Raw genomic sequence first — 18335 nt, 5'->3', positions numbered from 1 at the left:
CCTATGGCGCTCTATGCTGGCATAGACTGCGGTACGCAAGGCACGAAAGTCGTGATTGTCGACAGCACACAGGGCGTGATCCTCGGTGAGGGCAACGCCCCTCACCGTCTCATCAGCCAAGCCAATGGCCGGCGCGAACAGGAGGCCGACTGGTGGATTGAGGCGTTGGTCATCGCTTTTCGCCAAGCCGTGACTAACGCCGGCGTTGATGCACGGGAGATTCATGCTCTGGGGGTCTCTGGCCAACAACATGGGTTTGTGCCGCTGGACGCAGACGGCAACGTGCTGCACAGCGTCAAGCTGTGGTGCGATACCGAAACCGCAGAGGAAAACGAACGGCTCCTGCAGCAGCTCGGCGGAGCCAACGGCTCGCTGGAAACACTCGGCCTGCGGATCGCCACCGGTTATACCGCGTCAAAAATCCTTTGGTTCAAGACACACCATCCGGCGCTCTGGGCAAAACTGCACACCGTGTTGTTGCCCCATGACTACTTGAATTTCTGGCTGACCGGGGAGCGCGTAGCGGAATATGGCGACGCTTCCGGCACCGGATTGTTCGATGTGCGCACCCGTCGTTGGAGCAAATCCGCGGTCGATCTCATCGACGACAGCGGCCGCCTGTGGCAGGCCCTGCCGCCGCTCAAAAGCGCGGAATGCTGCATCGGCACGGTGCGCTCCGCCGCCGCGGAAAAACTCGGCCTCGGCCCAACGGTGCGGGTATCGACCGGCGGCGGCGACAACATGATGGCGGCCATCGGTTCCGGCAACATCGAGGCCGGCACCCTCACCCTGAGCCTGGGCACCTCCGGCACGCTATTCGCCTGGTCTGCCGCCCCCGTCACGGCGGAATCGGACATGATTGCCGGCTTCTGCTCCAGCACCAATGGATGGCTGCCATTGATTTGCACCATGAATGTCACCTCGGCCACCACTGCAGTACAAACGCTGCTGGACGAAGACCTTGCCGGCTTTAACGGTTTATTGGCGCAGGCCTCGCCCGGCGCAGGCGGTGTCGAGATGCTGCCGTTCTTCAATGGCGAACGCGTTCCGCCGTTGCCCCACGCGCGCGCCAGTCTGCATAACCTCGATAGCGACAATTTTACCCGCGCCAATCTCTGCCTGGCGGTGGTCGAAAGCGCCACCTATGGCCTGCGCTATGGCATCGAGCTGTTTCGCCGTCAGGGCATTGAAGCGCGCGAGATCCGCCTCACCGGCGGCGGCGCCCGCAGCGCCGCCTGGCGGCAAATCGTCGCGGACGTGATGGGGTGCCCGGTAGTCTGTCTGAAAGCCAAAGAGACCGCCGCGCTGGGCGGCGCCATTCAGGCGATGTGGGCGACGACGTTGGCCGACGATCCGCAGCGGAACGCCGGCGCGTTGCTGGCCGAACTGTGCCGGCGTTTCGTTGCGCTGGATGAGACCACGCGCACACGGCCACATGCCGGCAGACGGACGCAATACGAGACGCTTTATCAACGGTACCTGCAACGCTTGCAGCAGACCTATCCGGAGGTACAACTGTGACGCGAGATCCCCAGACGCAAGCGCCCGCCTACCTGCTGGAGGTCAGCGGCGTCAGGAAAGCTTTTGGCCCGGTCGTGGCACTCAAGAATGCGGAGTTTTGCCTGCGGCGTGGCTCCATCCATGCCCTGTGCGGCGGCAACGGCGCGGGTAAATCCACCTTTCTCAGCATTCTGATGGGCTTTATTCAACCCGATGGCGGCGACATTTTTATCAATGGCCAACGCTGTGAATTTCATCATCCCCGGGAAGCCCTCAACGCCGGCATCGCCATCGTGCAGCAGGAGCTGAGCGCGATCCCGGATCTGACGGTGGCCGAAAACATTTGGCTGGGCCGCGAGCCGAGACGCCTGGGGTTCGTCGACTTCGCGACGCTCAACCAGCGCACAACCAGCCTGCTCAAGGAACTCGATTTCAAGATCGACGCCCGAGAAAAAATGCGCAACCTGAGCGTCGCCGAGCAGCAACTGGTCGAGATCGCCAAAGCGCTGTCGCATGCCAATGCCGACATCATCATCATGGATGAACCCACCTCGGCGATTGGCGAGGAGGATGCGCAAAAAATCTTTCAGACGCTTCAGCAACTGGCGGCGAAAGGTAAAGGCATTATTTACGTCTCTCACCGTTTGTCAGAGATATTCCAAATCGCGGACAGCTACACCATTTTCCGCGACGGCGCCTATATCCATGAAGGCTATATCGCTGACATTACCCGTGAGCAGCTGATCGAACACATTATCGGCGGCGAGTACGACAGCGAGTTCGCCAAATTCAACCAGCCCGGCGAAGAGGTCTTGCTGGAGGTCAACGACCTGTGTTGGCGCAGCAAGATAAAGGATATCAGCCTGCAACTGAAGCACGGTGAGATCCTGGGCATCTACGGCCTGGTGGGATCGGGCCGCAGCGAGTTTCTCGATCTTATCTTCGGCATTCAGCATGCCGACAGCGGCACGATCCGCTTGGGCGACAAGACGCTTAACCGCCATTCCCCGCGAGAGGCCATCGACAGCGGCATTGCCTACGTGACGGAAGATCGCAAGGAAACCGGCCTGGTGCTGTGCCGTTCCGTCAGTGAAAACATCAATATCGCCTCTTTTGCCGGCATCAGCCGAATGGGGTTCGTCAGCGAAAAACGGGAGCAAGCGCGAACCCGCGACATGATCCAGCGCTTCAACGTTAAAACCCACGATGGCGAACAGCCCGTGGGCAACCTGAGCGGCGGCAACCAGCAAAAAGTGGTGCTGGGCCGCTGGGCACTGCTGGATCCGGAGGTGTTGTTGCTCGACGAGCCGACGCGCGGCATCGACGTCGGCGCCAAGAAAGAGATCTACCGATTTATGTCGGAGTTCGCCTTGCAAAACAAGGGGATCATCATGGTTTCCTCCGAGCTTTCGGAAATTATCGGCATGAGCGATCGCATATTGGTGTTTCGTGACGGGCAGTTGGCCGGCGAGCTTTCGGCGGCCGATGCGAGCCAGGCAGCACTGATGAAACTTGCGGTTTAACAGAGAGAGAAAAAAAATGAGCAGCGCCCACTCCTTATCACCAGGAATTTCATTTTTCACCCGCAATAAACGCCGTATGCACAAATACGGCATTATCATCGCCTTCTTCGCGCTGTGCCTGATCGTGGCGCTGATTGGCGAATATCAGGTCGCCCAGGGGGCCTGGAGCAGCAATTATTTTCTCAGCAATGAAAACACCCTGATCGTCCTGCGTCAGGTCTCGATCAACGGTATTCTGGCGATCGGCATGACCTTCGTCATCATTACGGCCGGCGTCGATCTCTCCGTCGGCTCGGTGCTGGCGTTAAGCGGGATCGTCGCCGCCCGTTTCGCCACCAACAACAGCGGATTGGCTATCGGCGACACCGCGACCGCCGTCATGGCGCCGCTGATCGTGGCGCTGGGCATCGGCATCGTCTGCGGCCTGGTGAACGGCACCGTGTTGGCTCGTTACCGGTTGCAACCGTTTATCGTCACCATGGGCATGCTCTCCGCGGCGCGCGGGTTAACCATGTTGACCACCAACGGCAATCCGGTATCGCAATTGAACAGCGATTTCCGCTGGTTAGGCAATGGCTATGTCGGCGGCGTTCCGGTGCCCGTCATCATCTTCATCGTGCTGTTCGCCCTCGCCTGGCTGGTGCTGAATAAAACCCTCTTCGGGCGTTACATCTACGCCGTCGGCGGCAACCCGAAAAGCGCGCGCACCTCGGGGATTAACGTCACCCGCATCAAAATACTGGTGTATACGCTGTGCGGCGCGCTGGCCGGCATCGCCGGCCTGATCCTTACGGCGCGCACCGGTTCGGCGCAGACCAACGCAGGCGCAGGGTATGAGCTGGACGCCATCGCGGCGGTGGTGATCGGCGGCACCAGCATGGCCGGCGGTGTCGGTACGCTGGTCGGCACTTTCTTCGGCGTGCTGATTATCGGGGTGATGAATAACGGCCTCGATCTGCTCGGCGTGCAATCGTATTACCAACAAATTATCAAAGGCGCATTGATCGTTCTTGCCGTATTGCTCGACCCATCGCGTAAGCAACAGCGCGATTAATAACATCAGACCCAACTCTACCAGGAGAAAACCATGAATAAGACCAAGATAGCGTTGTTTGCCTCTGCCATGATGCTCGGTAGCCTGTCGGCGGCTCAGGCCGCCCCGGTAAAAATCGCGGTATTGATGTACGGCAACAAAGCCGAGTTCGTGCAATTGATGGAAAGGTTCGGCAAGGAACACCCGGCGGTGAAAAGCGGCGAAGCCGTACTGACTTTCTACGATGGGCGTTATGATGCATCGGTGCAAAACGATCAGGCCGCCACCGCTATCCAGACGCGCGCCGATGCCATTATCGTCAACCCGATGGATTTTGAGGCCAATATCGATATCGTCACCAATGCCAACGAAGCCAAAATCCCGGTGGTGGTCACCAACGCGCGCCTGAACACGGACGCGATGACGTCTGAAGTGGTGTCTAATGACGAGTTGGGGGGATACCTGGAAGCCAAAGCCGTCCTGGACAAACTCGACTGCAAGAGCCGGAAGGTGAACGTGGTGATTATCGAAGGCCCGAAAGGCGGCAGCGGCGAGATCCAGCGCGGCAAAGGCAATGATAAAGCGATTGCCGAGTGCGGCGCCGGCCAGGTCACGGTACTTGAGCGCAAAACGGCCAACTGGTCACGCGCGGAAGCGCAGCCGCTGATGGAAAACTGGCTGCAGAAACACCGGGGTAAAATCAACGGCGTGATTGGCCAGAACGACGAGATGGCGCTGGGCGCTATCGAAGCGATCAAAGGCGCCGGCCTGAATGTGAAGGACTTCGCGATTGCCGGCGTTGACGGCGTCTCTGACGCGATTCATGCGGTGCAGGCCGGTGAAATGGTCTCTATTCTGCAAGATGCCAAAGGCCAGATGCAGGGTTCCATCGACGTCGCGCTGCGCGCCGTGAAAGGTGAAAGCTATCAACCGCAGTCGGACATCTGGAAGCAGTACGCCAAGGATCTGAAATGGGAGGGCGGCACGCAGAAGCATTACTACATTCCGTGGACCGTCGTTACCGCAGAGAACGCCCAAGCGCTGTTGGACGCCCGTAAATAATTCTCCCGCCCCCTGCCTTCAGGGGGCCCCGCAGGGGCGCTTGCCTGCGAACAAAAAAAAGCCAGCACGGAGTGGCTGGCTAAAAAGTTCTTCGAGGGAATATCTTGTGCGATAAACATACGCCTTTCACTGCGGGCTTTACTAGCTATCAGTGCGATAGGCACCCTCAGTTAAAATCAACGCCTGCATATCGGTGAACATCGTTTCCCATTCCGCCTGATCGATATCCATCAAACCAAAGTAACGCAGCATAAAGGCGCCTTCGGTGGCGAGAAACGCCAGGCGCGCGCGCTTGCCTTCTTCCGTCGTCAAATCCAAACCGGCGATGCGGCTGCGATACCATTCGCGCGTGCTCGCCAGATGCTCCGGCGTTTGAATCAGCGTCGCCATCAGCCCGGCGGCCTTGGCGCTGGCGGTCTGATCCGAGCTTTGCGTCGCCAGCATATGCGCGCGCACGCCGGTCTGCGGCGAAGGATCGTCACCGGCGATAGCGGCGAACAGCGTCTCGTAGGCACTGCCCCAGCGATCGAACATGGCGTCAATCAGGGCGTCTTTGCTGCCGAAACAGTACTGCACCCCGCCCTTGGAGATCCCCATCGCTTTGGCGACGGCGTCGATGGTCAGGCCGGCGGCGCCCTGGGTGGCGACGATCTCTTCGGCGGTGTCCAAAACCTTGTCGCGATCGATGCTGCGTTGACGTCCCATTAAGAAACCCTTCTTTTCAATACGAACGTATGGATATATATTATCGCCAGTATACCACCCGGCATCGCCGGAGGGTTACCACAATGGCGGCGCCTTCGCGCCGCCCACGTTAACTGGATTATGACTTATGTACGCCAAGAACCGCTGGTTAATCCTGACAATGGTCGCCAGCGCCCTGTTCCTGATCGTCATCGATATGACGGTGTTATATACCGCCCTGCCGCGTTTAACCCAGGCGCTGGATGCCAGCGCCTCGCAAAAGCTCTGGATCGTCAACGCCTACCCATTGGTGGTGGCCGGTCTGTTGCCTGGCGCCGGCATGCTGAGCGATCGCATCGGCCATAAACGGCTGTTTCTCGCCGGGCTGCCGGTGTTTGCCGTCGCGTCGCTGTGCGCCGCTTTCTCGCCTACCGCCGAGTGGCTGATCGCCGCGCGGGTATTCCTCGCCGTTGGCGCGGCAATGATGATGCCCGCCACGCTGTCCATCGTACGCCACGTCTTTACCGACGAACGCGAACGCGCGCTGGCGATCGGCATCTGGGCGTCGGTGGCCTCCGGCGGCGCGGCCATCGGCCCGGTGGTCGGCGGCCTGCTGTTGGAGTATTTCTGGTGGGGCTCGGTGTTCCTGATCAATGTGCCGGTGGTGTTGCTGGTCTGGCCGCTGGCATGGAAACTGATCCCGCGCTGCGGCGGCGATAACCCGCGCCCCGCCGATATCATCGGCTCGGTGCAGATCATGATAGGCCTGGTCGGCGCTATCTATGCGCTGAAGGAATTGAGCAAGCCGACGCCTGACGTCAGCGCCTTGCTCGCAGCGGCCCTGATCGGCACCCTGTTCCTAGCGCTGTTCGTGCGTCGTCAGCAGCGCAGCGCCCACCCGATGATCGATTTCTCCCTTTTCCGCAACCGGCTGTTCGCCGGCGGCATCGGCGTGGCATTGCTGTCGATGGTGGCGCTGATCGGCGTCGAGCTGGTGCTCAGCCAACGCTTGCAACTGGTGCTCGGCCTCAGTCCGCTGCAGGCGGCGCTGTTCATCTTGCCGATCCCGCTGGCCTCGGCGCTGGCGGGGCCAATGGCCGGTTTGCTGCTGCCGCGCTACGGTGAGCGCAGCATCATTCTCGGCGGTTTCGCCCTGACCGCCTTCGGCATCGCCGGCCTCGCCCTGTTCTATCAGAGCGGCATAGCGCCGCAGCTGGCGAGCCTGGCGTTGGTGGGCTTCGGCCTCGGCGGCGTGATCACCGCCGCTTCCACCGCCATCATGCTGAACGCGCCGGAGGAGAAATCCGGCATGGCGGCATCTATCGAAGACGTCTCCTACGAGCTGGGCGGCGTGCTGGGCGTGACGTTGCTCGGCGGGCTGATGACGGCGGTCTACAGTCACAGCCTGGCGCTGCCGGCGGCGCTGCCGGTCAGCGATTTAGCCTATGACAGCATCGACGAAGCGTTGCGCCTGGCGGCCGGAATGGCGGCCGATCGCGCGCAGCAGTTGACGCAGCTGGCGCGTCTGGCCTTTGATCGCGCCTTTATTTCGGTACTGATCGCCGCCGCGCTGTTAATGGCGCTGGGCGCAGGTGTGGTAAAACTGGCGCTGCGCAAGTAACCGAGAAAAGCGACTTTTTTCGCCTGCGGAACCTGCGTAAACTGATTCGGCAATTTGCTCGACGGATTTATCGTCATCGGTTTGAGCGATGGCAATAATGCCTGTTATCGTATTTAACCCTGCGATAAATCCGGTTACTGTAACAGCTATGGAAATTGATTCTGTCTACTATCGGAACAAATAATCAGGAGAAGATTATTATGGCAACGGCAAAGAAAGCAGCGAAAACCCATATCGGCCTTGACAGTAAACAATCGGCAAAACTCGCCGAAGCGTTGAATGCGCTGTTGGCAAACTATCAGGTGCTGTATATGAACGTGCGCGGCTATCATTGGAACATTACCGGCCCGCAGTTCTTTGAACTGCACGCGAAATTCGAAGAGACATATAACGATCTGCTGACCAAGGTGGATGAGCTGGCGGAACGTATTCTGACGTTGGGCTCGCAGCCGCGTCACGCTTTCAGCGATTATCTGAAAACCGCCGACATCAAGGAACACACCAACGTGACCGATGATAAGGGTACGCTGCGCGGCCTGTTGGAAGGGTATTCAATCTTGCTGCAACAGCAGCGTGAGCTGCTGACGGTGGCGGCAGACGCTGGCGACGAAGGCACCGCGTCGTTGATGAGCGATTACATCAAAGAGCAGGAAAAACAGGTCTGGATGCTCAACGCCTATTTGGGCAAATAACTCAGACGCCATAACAAAACAGTCCCTCACGGGACTGTTTTCGTTTTACCACTCGCAGGATACCGCAAACAGCAGCGCGCGCCGATGCTGATCGTCCAGGCGCCGCCGCACCCGGATAATATGGCGATTGCTGCACGACTGGCGTTCCAGCCAGCGATGCCGCCGACGTTGGCTCTGCCGCAACATGCGCCAGCGGCCCACTTCATTTCTACTGCGTCTCATAATTCCGTCACTCGTTCGTCTAATGCCAACCGCGGGCATTATAGCCCTTTCCGCCCGCGATCCAAGCCGCCGTTATCGGCGGCACAGCGAACGCCACGCGGGCAAAAGCCGCCCTTTCAATTTCGGCAAGTGCCTTAACTTCATCATATTTATGTAACATAAGCGCCGATAAAAGGTTTCGCCTTGCCCGATCTGTGCGTACACTCATCATTGGTGGTTTGCGAACGGGATTTTTCGCCTTTATGACAACATTTTATACCGTAATCAGTTGGCTCATGGTGTTCGGCTACTGGCTGCTGATCGCCGGCGTGACGATGCGCATTTTGATGAAACGCCGTGCGGTTCCCTCTGCCATGGCCTGGCTGCTGGTTATCTATATTCTGCCGCTGTTCGGCATCGTCGCCTATTTATCGTTCGGCGAACTGCACCTGGGCAAGCGCCGGGCCGAGCGCGCCAAGGCCATGTGGCCGTCGACCGCGCGCTGGCTGAAGGAATTGAAAGAGAGCCGCCGCATCTTCGCCACCGAATACAGCGAAGTCGCCGAACCGTTGTTCCAGCTGTGCAACCGCCGCCAGGGCATCGACGGCGTCAAGGGCAACCAGCTGCAGTTGCTCACCACTACCGACGACACGTTGAAAGCGCTGATCCGCGACATCGAGCTGGCGCGCCACAACATCGAAATGGTGTTCTATATCTGGCAGCCCGGCGGCCTGGTCGATCAGGTGGCCGAATCGCTGATGGCCGCCGCGCGGCGCGGCGTACACTGCCGCCTGATGCTGGACTCCGCCGGCAGCCTGCCATTTTTCCGCAGCCCCTACCCGGCGATGATGCGCAACGCAGGCATCGAAGTGGTCGAAGCGCTGAAGGTCAACCTGCTGCGTGTATTCCTGCGCCGCATGGATCTGCGCCAGCACCGCAAGGTGGTGCTGATCGACAACTACATCGCCTATACCGGCAGCATGAACATGGTCGACCCGCGCTATTTCAAGCAGGATGCGGGCGTCGGCCAATGGATCGATCTGATGGCGCGCATGGAAGGCCCGGTGGCCACTACGATGGGCATCGTCTATGCCTGCGACTGGGAGATTGAAACCGGCAAGCGCATTCTGCCGCCGCCGCCGGACGTCAACATCATGCCGTTCGAGCAGGAAAGCGGCCATACCATTCAGGTGATCGCCTCCGGCCCCGGCTTCCCCGAGGAGATGATCCACCAGGCGCTGTTGACCGCGGTCTATTCCGCGCGCGAGCAGCTGATCATGACCACGCCGTACTTCGTGCCGAGCGACGATCTGCTGCACGCCATCTGCACCGCCGCTCTGCGCGGCGTCGAGGTCAGCATCATCGTGCCGCGCGACAACGATTCGATGATGGTGCGCTGGGCCAGCCGGGCGTTCTTCTCCGAGCTGCTGGAAGCCGGCGTGAAAATCTATCAGTTCGAAGGCGGCCTGCTGCACACCAAAAGCGTGCTGGTCGACGGCCAGCTCAGCCTGGTCGGCACCGTCAATCTGGATATGCGCAGCCTGTGGCTGAACTTCGAGATCACCCTGGTGATCGATGACGACGGCTTCGGCAGCGATCTGGCCTGCGTGCAGGAAGACTATATCGCCCGTTCCAAACTGTTAAACGCCAAAGAGTGGCTGAAGCGCCCGTTCTGGCATCGCCTGGTCGAACGCCTGTTCTACTTTTTCAGCCCGTTGCTGTAAAAGCCGCGGCGAGCGTGCTTTAATAACGCCAAATCATTTGTTATCAGGATTTTTTTATGGATTTGAATAACCGCCTTACCGAAGACGAAACGCTGGAACAGGCCTACGACATTTTCCTCGAATTGGCCGGCGACAATCTGGATCCGGCGGATATTCTGCTGTTCAATCTGCAGTTTGAAGAGCGCGGCGGCGCAGAGCTGTACGACCCCTCCGAAGACTGGAGCGAGCACGTGGATTACGACCTGAACCCGGACTTCTTCGCCGAAGTGGTGATCGGTCTGGCGGACAGCGACGGCGAGCCGATCAACGACGTGTTCGCCCGCGTGCTGATCTGCCGCGAGAAAGACCACAAGCTGTGCCACATTCTGTGGAAAGAGTGATTCGCCGCTCATATTTCGGATAAAAAAAGCCCCGCTGAGTCAGCGGGGCTTTTTGTTGCCGGCTAGCGGCGCATTACAGCGGATCGACCTTCAGGCACGAAACCGCATGACGGAAACTGCCCTCCAGCAGCGGACGCGTCTTGGCGCACTCCGGCCCGGCGATCGGGCAGCGGGTGCGGAACACGCAACCGGACGGCGGGTTGATCGGCGAAGGCAGCTCCCCTTCCAACAGCTGGATCTGCTTTTCCTTCTCCTTATCCGGATCCGGGATCGGCACCGCCGACATCAACGCCTTGGTGTAAGGGTGCTGCGGATTGTGGTACACCTCGTCATAGGTGCCCAGCTCCACCGCATGGCCCAGGTACATCACCAGCACGCGATCGGAAATGTGTTTCACCACCGCCAAATCGTGGGCGATAAAGATCAATGACAGCCCCATTTCGCGCTGCAGCTGCTGCAACAGGTTTACCACCTGCGCCTGAATCGACACGTCCAACGCGGAAACCGGCTCGTCGCAGATCACCAGCTTCGGTTCGAGGATCAGCGCGCGCGCGATGCCGATGCGCTGGCATTGGCCGCCGGAGAACTCGTGCGGATAACGGTTGATCAGGTTAGGCAGCAGGCCGACCTTCAGCATCATCGCCTTAACCTTGTCCTTCACTTCCTGACGCGGCATTTTCGGGTAGTAGGTGCGCAGCGGCTCGGCGATGATTTCGCCGATGGTCATGCGCGGGTTGAGCGAGGCCAGCGGATCCTGGAAGATCATCTGGATATCGCTGCGGGTTTTGCGCCAGTCGGCGTCGTTCATGCCCAGCAGATCTTTACCCAGCCAAGCGACGCGCCCGCTGGTGGCCTTCACCAGGCCGATGATGGCGCGCGCGAAGGTGGATTTGCCGCAGCCGGATTCGCCGACCACGCCCAGGGTTTCCCCCTCGAACAGCCGCAGCGTAACGCCATCGACCGCCTTCAGGGTTTTCGGCGGCTGCCAGAACCACTGCTTGTCGTCATGAATGTCGAAGTGCACTTTCAGATCGGCCACTTCGAGCAGCACTTTCTTGTCGGTTACCGCTGTCATACCAACGCCTCCACCGGTTTAAAGCAGGCGCGCAGGCGCCCTTCCCCAAATTGCTCCAATGGCGGAGCGCTCGCGCACTGTTCCATGGCGTACGGGCAGCGCGGCTGGAACGGGCAGCCTTTCGGCAGCCGCAGCAGGTTCGGCGGGTTGCCGGGAATGGTCAGCAACGCTTCGCCTTCGGCGTCGAGGCGCGGCACCGCGTTCAACAGACCGATGGAATACGGGTGGCTCGGCTGGTAGAACACCTCGCGCGCGCTGCCGTATTCCATGGTGCGGCCGGCGTACATCACCAGCACCTTGTTGCAGATGCCGGCCACCACGCCCAGATCGTGGGTGATCATGATGATGGCGGTGTTGAACTCACGCTTGAGCTCGTTGAGCAGCGTCATGATCTGCGCCTGAACGGTCACGTCCAGCGCAGTAGTCGGCTCGTCGGCGATCAGCAACTTCGGCCGGCACAGCAGCGCCATGGCGATCATCACGCGCTGGCGCATACCGCCGGAAAACTCGTGCGGATACATGCGCATGCGCTTGCGCGCTTCCGGCATTTTCACCGCGTCAAGCATGCGTACCGACTCTTCAAAGGCTTCGCTTTTGCTCATTTTCTTATGCAGCATCAGCACTTCCATCAGCTGTTCGCCAACGCGCATATACGGGTTGAGCGAGGTCATCGGGTCCTGGAAGATCATCGAGATTTCTTCGGCCCGCAGCTTGTTGAGCTGGTTTTCCGGCAGGTTGAGGATTTCGCGGCCGTTGAATTTGGCCGAACCGCCGATGCGGCCATTGCTGGCCAGCAACCCCATCAGGGCGAACGCGGTCTGCGATTTGCCGGAGCCGGATTCGCCGACGATGCCCAGGGTTTCACCGGCGCGCAGATCGAAGTTCAGATCGTTCACCGCCGTCACGTCGCCGTCCGGGGTGGAGAACGTGACGCGCAGATCTTTCACGTCCAGCAGCGGCGACGCTTTAACGCCGACGGCGGTTTGCAGTTGTGGATGTTCAATGGTGCTCATGGTGGCACTCCTTAACGATCTTTCGGGTCGAGGGCGTCACGCAGGCCATCGCCGATAAAGTTGAAACAGAACAGAGTGACTACCAGGAAACCCGCCGGGAACAGCAGCAACCACGGTGAAACTTCCATTGAGTTGGCGCCGTCGCTGAGCAATGCGCCCCAACTGCTCAGCGGCTCCTGCGTGCCCAGCCCCAGGAAGCTGAGGAAGGATTCGAACAGGATCATGCTCGGCACCAGCAACGAGGCATACACCACCACCACGCCGAGCACGTTCGGCACGATATGCCGCAGCACGATGTTGCGCGTGGAGACGCCGCACACCAGCGCCGCTTCGATGAACTCCTTGCGCTTCAGACCGAGGGTTTGGCCGCGCACGATACGCGCCATGTCCAGCCACGACACCATGCCGATCGCCACGAAGATAAGCAGGATATTCTGGCCGAAGAAGGTCACCAGCAGGATCACGAAGAACATGAACGGGAAGGAGTTGAGGATCTCCAGCAGGCGCATCATCACCGAGTCGATCTTGCCGCCCAGATAGCCGGACATCGCGCCGTACAGGGTGCCGACGATCACCGCCACCAGCGCCGCCGCCACGCCGACCATCAGCGAGATGCGCCCGCCGATCGCCACGCGCACCAGCAGATCGCGCCCGGAGGAATCGGTGCCGAAATAGTGCCCCGATTCAACGCTGGGTGCGGCGGACATCATCGCCCAATCGGTATCGTCGTAGGCGAATTGCGACAGCATCGGCGCCAGCACCACAAACAGTGTGATCAGCGCCAGTATGAACAGGCTGCTGACCGCCGCGCGGTTGTGCATAAAACGCCGACGCGCGTCTTGCCACAGGCTGCGCCCTTCCACTTCCAGCTTCTCGCTGAAGTGTTCCAGAGCTTCGCTGTTCTTTTTAGTCAACATCATTCGCGTGCTCCAGATTAATAACGGATTTTCGGATCGATGACCGCATACAGCACATCGACGATCGCGTTGAACAGAATGGTCAGAGCGCCCACCAGAATGGTCAGGCTCAACACCAGGGAGTAGTCGCGGTTCAGCGCGCCGTTAACGAACAGCTGGCCGATCCCCGGCAGACCGTAGATGGTTTCGATCACCATCGAACCGGTGATGATCCCGACGAACGCCGGGCCCATGTAGGACAGCACCGGCAACAGCGCCGGCTTCAGCGCGTGGCGGAAAATGATGCGACGCATCGGCAAGCCTTTGGCGCGCGCGGTGCGGATGAAGTTGGAGTGCAGCACTTCAATCATCGAGCCGCGCGTGATACGGGCGATGCTGGCGATATAGGCCAGCGACAACGCCACCATCGGCAAGATGATGAACTTAGGCGCGCCGCCGTTCCAGCCGCCGCCCGGCAGCCATTTCAACGTGATGGCGAAGATCAGCACCAACAGCGGCGCCACCACGAAACTGGGTATCACCACCCCGGTCATGGCGAACCCCATCACCGTGTAGTCCCATTTGGTGTTCTGGTTCAGCGCGGCGATCACGCCGGCGCTCACGCCCAGCACCACCGCCAGCAAAAACGCGGCCAGACCGAGTTTGGCGGAGACCGGGAAAGAGCTGGCCACCAAATCGTTGACCGAATAATCCTTATATTTAAAGGACGGGCCGAAGTCTCCCTGCGCAAGCTGCGCCAGATAATGACCGTACTGTTTCCAGATCGGGTCGTTCAAATGATATTTGGCTTCGATATTCGCCATGACTTCCGGCGGCAATGCGCGTTCCCCGGTAAATGGACTGCCGGGCGCCAGGCGCATCATGAAGAATGAGATGGTAATAAGGATAAATAGTGTCGGGATCGCTTCCAATAAGCGACGAAGTATAAATTTAAGCATTGCCCTAACCCTGTGCGACAGCCTGATGACGGCTTATTATTCTCAACATGGGCCGGCGGCCTGCGCCGCCGGCTCTTACCGTATCAATGCTTGATGATGTACAGGTTTTTGTCGTACACGTTATCAAGCGGGTCTTTGCCGGTGTAGCCACCGACGTAAGGTTTCACCAAACGGGCGTTCACGTAGTAATACAGCGGAACGATGGCGGAATCTTTATCCAGCTGAACTTCCGCTTTCTGATACAGTTCGGCGCGCTCGTCTTTGCTCTTCGCGGTCAACACGTTGGCCATCAGCTTGTCGAACTCGGCGCTCTTGTAGTGCGGGGTGTTACTGCTGCTGTCGGACAGCATCATGTTCAGGAACGAACTCGGTTCGTTGTAGTCGGCGCACCAGCCGGCGCGCGCCACGTCATAGGTGCCCTGATGGCGGGTATCCAGGAAGGTTTTCCACTCCTGGTTCACCAGCTTCACGTCCACGCCCAGATTTTTCTTCCAGATGGAGGCGGCGGCGATCGCCAGCTTCTTGTGCAGGTCTGACGTGTTGTACAACAGGGAGAAGGTCAGCGGTTTACCCGGGCCGTAGCCGGCGTCGGCCAGCAGTTTCTTCGCCACTTCGTTGCGTTTTTCCTGCGTCCAGCCGAACCACTCCGGCGCGGTCAGCTTGGCGCCGTCGGTGTATGGCGGCGTAAAGCTGTAGGCCGGCAGATCGCCCTGATTTTTCACCTTGTTGACGATGATGTCGCGATCCATGCCCAGCTTCAGCGCTTCACGCACGCGCGCATCGGTGAACGGCGCCTTCTGGTTGTTGATTTCGTAGTAATAGGTGCACAGATAAGGATCGACGTGCACCTCTTTCGGGATCTCTTTCTTCAGCTTCTGGAACAGTTCGATCGGCATGTTGTTGTAGGTCATGTCGATTTCACCGGTGCGGTAGCGGTTAACGTCGGTCACTTCCGACGAAATAGGCAGGAACGTCACTTTATTGATGATGGTTTTGGCGTTATCCCAATATTCCGGGTTGCGTTCCAGTACGATGCGTTCGTTGACAATCCAGTCTTTCAGTTTGTAAGCGCCGTTGCTGACGTAGTTGGCCGGCAGCGTCCACTTCTCGCCGAATTTCTCCACCGCGTCTTTGTAAACCGGCTTCATGGCATAGTGCGGGGTCATTTCAACCAGATAAGGCACCGGCTCGCTCAGGGTCACCTGGAAGGTGTGGTCGTCGATGGCCTTCACGCCCAGCGTCGACTTGTCTTTTTTGCCGGCGATGATGTCATCAACGTTTTCCACATGGGCGTACTGCAGGTAGCTGGCGTAAGGCGACGCGGTTTTCGGATCCACTACGCGCTGCCAGCTGTAGACGAAATCTTGCGCCGTCACCGGCTTGCCGTTGGACCATTTGGCGTCTTTGCGCAGGTGGAAGGTCCAGACTTTGAAATCCTTGTTATCCCAACTTTCCGCGACGCCCGGCACGATGGAACCGTCCGGGCTGTTGTTCGCCAGGCCTTCCATCAGATCGCGGGTCACGTTGTTTTCCGGCACGCCCTCGATTTTATGCGGGTCAAGCGACTGCACTTCGGAACCGTTGTTTTTGACGATTTCTTGCTTGTCGGCCAGTTGCACGCCTGCAGGAACGTCGGCGGCAAAGGCGGAGGTGGTTGCTGTGATGCCCAGCGCGGCGATGACGCCGGCGGCAATGAGCGTTTTCTTCGTGATGTTGGTCATACTTATCGACTCCAGTTTTTATTATCACAGGCTCTTCGTGGAACCTGCGTTGCCCGTAAGCGGACTCTGTTTCCCGCCGCCGCGGAACGAATGCGGCGGCCGGCCTTCCCTATATTCCTCCGCGAGCTAGCGAGAGGAATACCCCTTTTACTGCTTGATAATGTAAAGATTTTTAACGTCGGTATAGTCCAGCGGATCTTTGCCGGTGAACCCGCCTACCGTCGGCTTAATCAACCGCGCGCTGACGCGGTAATACACCGGGATCAACGCGGAGTCTTTGTCCAGCTGCGCTTCTGCCTGCTGATAGAGCGCGGCGCGCGCGGCCTCATCCGGCGCCTTCAGCGTGGCGGCCATGATGGCGTCGAACGCCGGGCTCTTATAAAACACGGTATTGATGCTGCTGTTGGACAGCACCAGGTTCAGGAACGCGCTGGGCTCGTTGTAATCCCCGCACCAGGTGGCGCGCGCCACGTCGTATTGCCCCTGATGGCGGCTTTCCAGCGAGGTCTTCCACTCCTGATTGCGCAGCGTGACGTCGGCGCCGAGGTTCTTTTTCCACATCGACGCGGCGGCGATCGCCTGCTGTTTGTTTTGATCGGAGGTGTTGTACAGCAGCGAGAACTTCAGCGGCTTGGCGTCGCTGTAACCCGCTTCCGCCAGCAGTTTCTTGGCTTCGGCGTTGCGCTGTTCCTGGCTCCAGCCGGCCCACGCGGGCGGCGTAAAGTTGGCGCCTTCCGTAAAGGTCGGCGTGAAACTGTAGGCCGGGATCTGCCCCTGGCCCATGATCTTGTTGGCGATGATGTCGCGATCCAGCGTCATCTTCACCGCCGCACGCACCCGCGGATCGGTAAACGGCGCCCGCTGGTTATTGAGTTCGTAATAGAAAGTGCACAGATAAGGGTTAACGTGCAGTTGCTCGGGCACTTCGCGCTTCATTTTGACGTACAGGTACGGCGGGATCGCGCTGTTGGTGATGTCGATCTCGCCGCTGCGGAAGCGGTTGACGTCGCTGACTTCGGAAGCGATCGGCAAGAAGGTCGCCTGATTGATCACCGTCTGCTTGTTGTTCCAGTAGCTCGGGCTGCGCTCCAGTACGATGCGCTCGTTCACCACCCACTCTTTCAGGCGGTAAGCGCCGTTGCCGACGTAGTTGGCGGGCAACGTCCATTTATCGCCGAATTTCTCCACTACCGCGCGTTTCACCGGTTTGAGCGACGTGTGGCTCAGCATGCTGATGAAATACGGCACCGGCTCGCTCAGCGTCACCTGCAGCGTCTGGTCGTCCAGCGCCTTGACGCCGAGGGTCTGCGGAGGCTTCTTGCCGGTCAGGATGTCGTCGATATTGTCGACTTTGGTGTATTGCAGGTAGCTGGCATAGGGCGAGGCGATTTTCGGATCGGCCAGACGCTGCCAGCTGTAGACGAAGTCTTGCGCGGTCACCGGACTGCCGTCGCTCCACACCGCGCCGGGGCGCAAGTGGAAGGTCCATTGCTGATAATTCTGGTTTTCCCAGCTCGCCGCCGCCGCCGGCACCACATGCCCGTTGGCGTCGGTGCTCACCAGCCCTTCCAGCAGGTTAAGAATGATATTGCTTTCCGGTACGCCCTCGACCTTATGCGGATCCAATGAAGCCACTTCGCTGCCGTTGTTGATCACAATATTCTGCTGCTGCGCCAACTGAACGCCGGCCGGCACTTCCGCCGCCAAACTGCTATTTATGGCGCCGACGCTCAGCGCGCCGCTAATCAACAAGGTCAAAGAAGTGCGCTTCAGGGTTTGCTGCATAATCGAGGCTCCTTTTCACCGACAAGCATCGCTTATCGAAGTTTGTGAAGTGTTTATAAGAATTCTAAATAAACGGATACCAGCAAAAATCATTCCCGTTTTTATGGCGCATTTCAGTTAATTGACCACGGGAAAGTTGCTCGGAAATTAGCAGAAGCCAAATTCCATAGCCAATAAATTTTACGAAAATGTTAAGCAATTCTCTTTTATCGCACGAAGCCCGATCCGGCCCCCAAGCTCGGGGACGCGGAGAAACAAAATCATCGCCATGATTTTAAAGAAAAAAAAGACGAAATCATTTCATTTGAAACCATCAACGCAATCTCATTACCGCACAAAGAAACATTCAGTTAACAATCCAGACATTCAAAGAACAAACACCTGCCTATGGTCGGTTAATCACTAATAACACCTGGATGAAAGTGAGACAAGCCCCACAGAATGATGTGATTAATTTAACAACAGC

The 18335-nt window shown here is 58.8% G+C and carries 16 protein-coding genes; 8 read left to right on the top strand and 8 right to left on the bottom strand.

Going from position 1 to position 18335, the window contains the following annotated elements; all coding sequences use genetic code 11:
- Positions 1-3: 3 nt before the first annotated feature.
- The 4 genes from xylB (at position 4) to ACJ8PL_RS13565 (ending at position 5118) form a co-directional block, all read left to right on the top strand.
- Complete coding sequence (gene xylB, locus ACJ8PL_RS13580) at positions 4-1521, top strand: xylulokinase (protein WP_261419318.1); 1518 nt, start codon at positions 4-6, stop codon at positions 1519-1521.
- The gene (locus ACJ8PL_RS13575; RefSeq protein ID WP_197754910.1) at positions 1518-3023 is read left to right on the top strand and encodes a sugar ABC transporter ATP-binding protein; all 1506 of its coding nucleotides are present in this window, start codon (positions 1518-1520) and stop codon (positions 3021-3023) included. Before xylB ends, ACJ8PL_RS13575 begins: the two co-directional genes overlap by 4 nt.
- A gap of 76 nt (positions 3024-3099) precedes the next feature.
- Positions 3100-4077 (top strand): ABC transporter permease, encoded by a 978-nt coding sequence (locus tag ACJ8PL_RS13570; RefSeq protein WP_016927501.1) that lies wholly within the window; start codon positions 3100-3102, stop codon positions 4075-4077.
- A gap of 33 nt (positions 4078-4110) precedes the next feature.
- Entirely contained in the window at positions 4111-5118 is a 1008-nt protein-coding gene (locus tag ACJ8PL_RS13565) for a substrate-binding domain-containing protein (protein ID WP_016927500.1), read from the top strand.
- A 141-nt stretch (positions 5119-5259) separates the two neighbouring features.
- Here the strand turns inward: ACJ8PL_RS13565 and ACJ8PL_RS13560 are convergent, their stop codons facing one another.
- A complete protein-coding gene (locus ACJ8PL_RS13560; RefSeq protein WP_025303067.1) occupies positions 5260-5823 on the bottom strand; it encodes a TetR/AcrR family transcriptional regulator in 564 nt (187 codons plus the stop codon).
- 127 nt (positions 5824-5950) lie between these two features.
- On the opposite strand from ACJ8PL_RS13560, the gene smfY reads away from it, so the two are divergent.
- Positions 5951-7423: a multidrug efflux MFS transporter SmfY gene (gene smfY, locus ACJ8PL_RS13555; protein WP_016927498.1), complete on the top strand. Its 1473-nt coding sequence runs from the start codon at positions 5951-5953 to the stop codon at positions 7421-7423.
- A 200-nt stretch (positions 7424-7623) separates the two neighbouring features.
- Entirely contained in the window at positions 7624-8115 is a 492-nt protein-coding gene (locus ACJ8PL_RS13550; RefSeq protein ID WP_004932132.1) for a Dps family protein, read from the top strand.
- 45 nt (positions 8116-8160) lie between these two features.
- On the opposite strand, the gene ACJ8PL_RS13545 is transcribed toward ACJ8PL_RS13550, so the two are convergent.
- Positions 8161-8337, bottom strand: a complete 177-nt coding sequence (locus ACJ8PL_RS13545; protein ID WP_025159792.1) for a YciY family protein — start codon at positions 8335-8337, stop codon at positions 8161-8163.
- A 242-nt stretch (positions 8338-8579) separates the two neighbouring features.
- On the opposite strand from ACJ8PL_RS13545, the gene cls reads away from it, so the two are divergent.
- Both cls and ACJ8PL_RS13535 read left to right on the top strand, forming a co-directional pair.
- A complete protein-coding gene (gene cls, locus ACJ8PL_RS13540) occupies positions 8580-10040 on the top strand; it encodes a cardiolipin synthase (RefSeq protein ID WP_004932137.1) in 1461 nt (486 codons plus the stop codon).
- Positions 10041-10096: 56 nt separating this feature from the next.
- Complete coding sequence (locus ACJ8PL_RS13535) at positions 10097-10420, top strand: HI1450 family dsDNA-mimic protein (protein WP_004932139.1); 324 nt, start codon at positions 10097-10099, stop codon at positions 10418-10420.
- Between the two features lie 73 nt (positions 10421-10493).
- Here ACJ8PL_RS13535 and oppF read toward each other — a convergent pair whose 3' ends face one another.
- From oppF to ACJ8PL_RS13505, 6 genes are all read right to left on the bottom strand, one after another.
- Positions 10494-11495: a murein tripeptide/oligopeptide ABC transporter ATP binding protein OppF gene (oppF, locus tag ACJ8PL_RS13530; protein ID WP_004932143.1), complete on the bottom strand. Its 1002-nt coding sequence runs from the start codon at positions 11493-11495 to the stop codon at positions 10494-10496.
- Positions 11492-12508, bottom strand: a complete 1017-nt coding sequence (locus ACJ8PL_RS13525; RefSeq protein WP_016927496.1) for an ABC transporter ATP-binding protein — start codon at positions 12506-12508, stop codon at positions 11492-11494. Before ACJ8PL_RS13525 ends, oppF begins: the two co-directional genes overlap by 4 nt.
- A gap of 11 nt (positions 12509-12519) precedes the next feature.
- Positions 12520-13428, bottom strand: coding sequence for an oligopeptide ABC transporter permease OppC (gene oppC / locus ACJ8PL_RS13520; RefSeq protein ID WP_004932149.1), 909 nt, complete (start codon positions 13426-13428; stop codon positions 12520-12522).
- A 14-nt stretch (positions 13429-13442) separates the two neighbouring features.
- The gene (oppB, locus tag ACJ8PL_RS13515) at positions 13443-14363 is read right to left on the bottom strand and encodes an oligopeptide ABC transporter permease OppB (RefSeq protein WP_004932150.1); all 921 of its coding nucleotides are present in this window, start codon (positions 14361-14363) and stop codon (positions 13443-13445) included.
- A gap of 83 nt (positions 14364-14446) precedes the next feature.
- Positions 14447-16084, bottom strand: coding sequence for an oligopeptide ABC transporter substrate-binding protein OppA (gene oppA / locus ACJ8PL_RS13510; RefSeq protein ID WP_016927494.1), 1638 nt, complete (start codon positions 16082-16084; stop codon positions 14447-14449).
- A 147-nt stretch (positions 16085-16231) separates the two neighbouring features.
- Positions 16232-17869 (bottom strand): ABC transporter substrate-binding protein, encoded by a 1638-nt coding sequence (locus tag ACJ8PL_RS13505; protein WP_016927493.1) that lies wholly within the window; start codon positions 17867-17869, stop codon positions 16232-16234.
- Between the last annotated feature and the right edge of the window lie 466 nt (positions 17870-18335).

The organism is Serratia sp. CY83965 (genome assembly GCF_052166375.1).
Lineage (GTDB): Bacteria > Pseudomonadota > Gammaproteobacteria > Enterobacterales > Enterobacteriaceae > Serratia > Serratia marcescens.
Note: the sequence above shows the minus strand (reverse complement) of the source record. Positions and strands in the feature narration are given on the sequence as shown.

Excerpts from the sequence above, each read along its gene's own strand:
- xylB (WP_261419318.1), top strand. The coding sequence starts at position 4 with ATGGCGCTCTATGCTGGCATAGACTGCGGTACGCAAGGCACGAAAGTC.
- ACJ8PL_RS13570 (WP_016927501.1), top strand. The coding sequence starts at position 3,100 with ATGCACAAATACGGCATTATCATCGCCTTCTTCGCGCTGTGCCTGATC.
- ACJ8PL_RS13565 (WP_016927500.1), top strand. The coding sequence starts at position 4,111 with ATGAATAAGACCAAGATAGCGTTGTTTGCCTCTGCCATGATGCTCGGT.
- ACJ8PL_RS13560 (WP_025303067.1), bottom strand. The coding sequence starts at position 5,823 with ATGGGACGTCAACGCAGCATCGATCGCGACAAGGTTTTGGACACCGCC.
- smfY (WP_016927498.1), top strand. The coding sequence starts at position 5,951 with ATGTACGCCAAGAACCGCTGGTTAATCCTGACAATGGTCGCCAGCGCC.
- ACJ8PL_RS13550 (WP_004932132.1), top strand. The coding sequence starts at position 7,624 with ATGGCAACGGCAAAGAAAGCAGCGAAAACCCATATCGGCCTTGACAGT.
- ACJ8PL_RS13545 (WP_025159792.1), bottom strand. The coding sequence starts at position 8,337 with ATGAGACGCAGTAGAAATGAAGTGGGCCGCTGGCGCATGTTGCGGCAG.
- cls (WP_004932137.1), top strand. The coding sequence starts at position 8,580 with ATGACAACATTTTATACCGTAATCAGTTGGCTCATGGTGTTCGGCTAC.
- ACJ8PL_RS13535 (WP_004932139.1), top strand. The coding sequence starts at position 10,097 with ATGGATTTGAATAACCGCCTTACCGAAGACGAAACGCTGGAACAGGCC.
- oppF (WP_004932143.1), bottom strand. The coding sequence starts at position 11,495 with ATGACAGCGGTAACCGACAAGAAAGTGCTGCTCGAAGTGGCCGATCTG.
- ACJ8PL_RS13525 (WP_016927496.1), bottom strand. The coding sequence starts at position 12,508 with ATGAGCACCATTGAACATCCACAACTGCAAACCGCCGTCGGCGTTAAA.
- oppC (WP_004932149.1), bottom strand. The coding sequence starts at position 13,428 with ATGATGTTGACTAAAAAGAACAGCGAAGCTCTGGAACACTTCAGCGAG.
- oppB (WP_004932150.1), bottom strand. The coding sequence starts at position 14,363 with ATGCTTAAATTTATACTTCGTCGCTTATTGGAAGCGATCCCGACACTA.
- oppA (WP_016927494.1), bottom strand. The coding sequence starts at position 16,084 with ATGACCAACATCACGAAGAAAACGCTCATTGCCGCCGGCGTCATCGCC.
- ACJ8PL_RS13505 (WP_016927493.1), bottom strand. The coding sequence starts at position 17,869 with ATGCAGCAAACCCTGAAGCGCACTTCTTTGACCTTGTTGATTAGCGGC.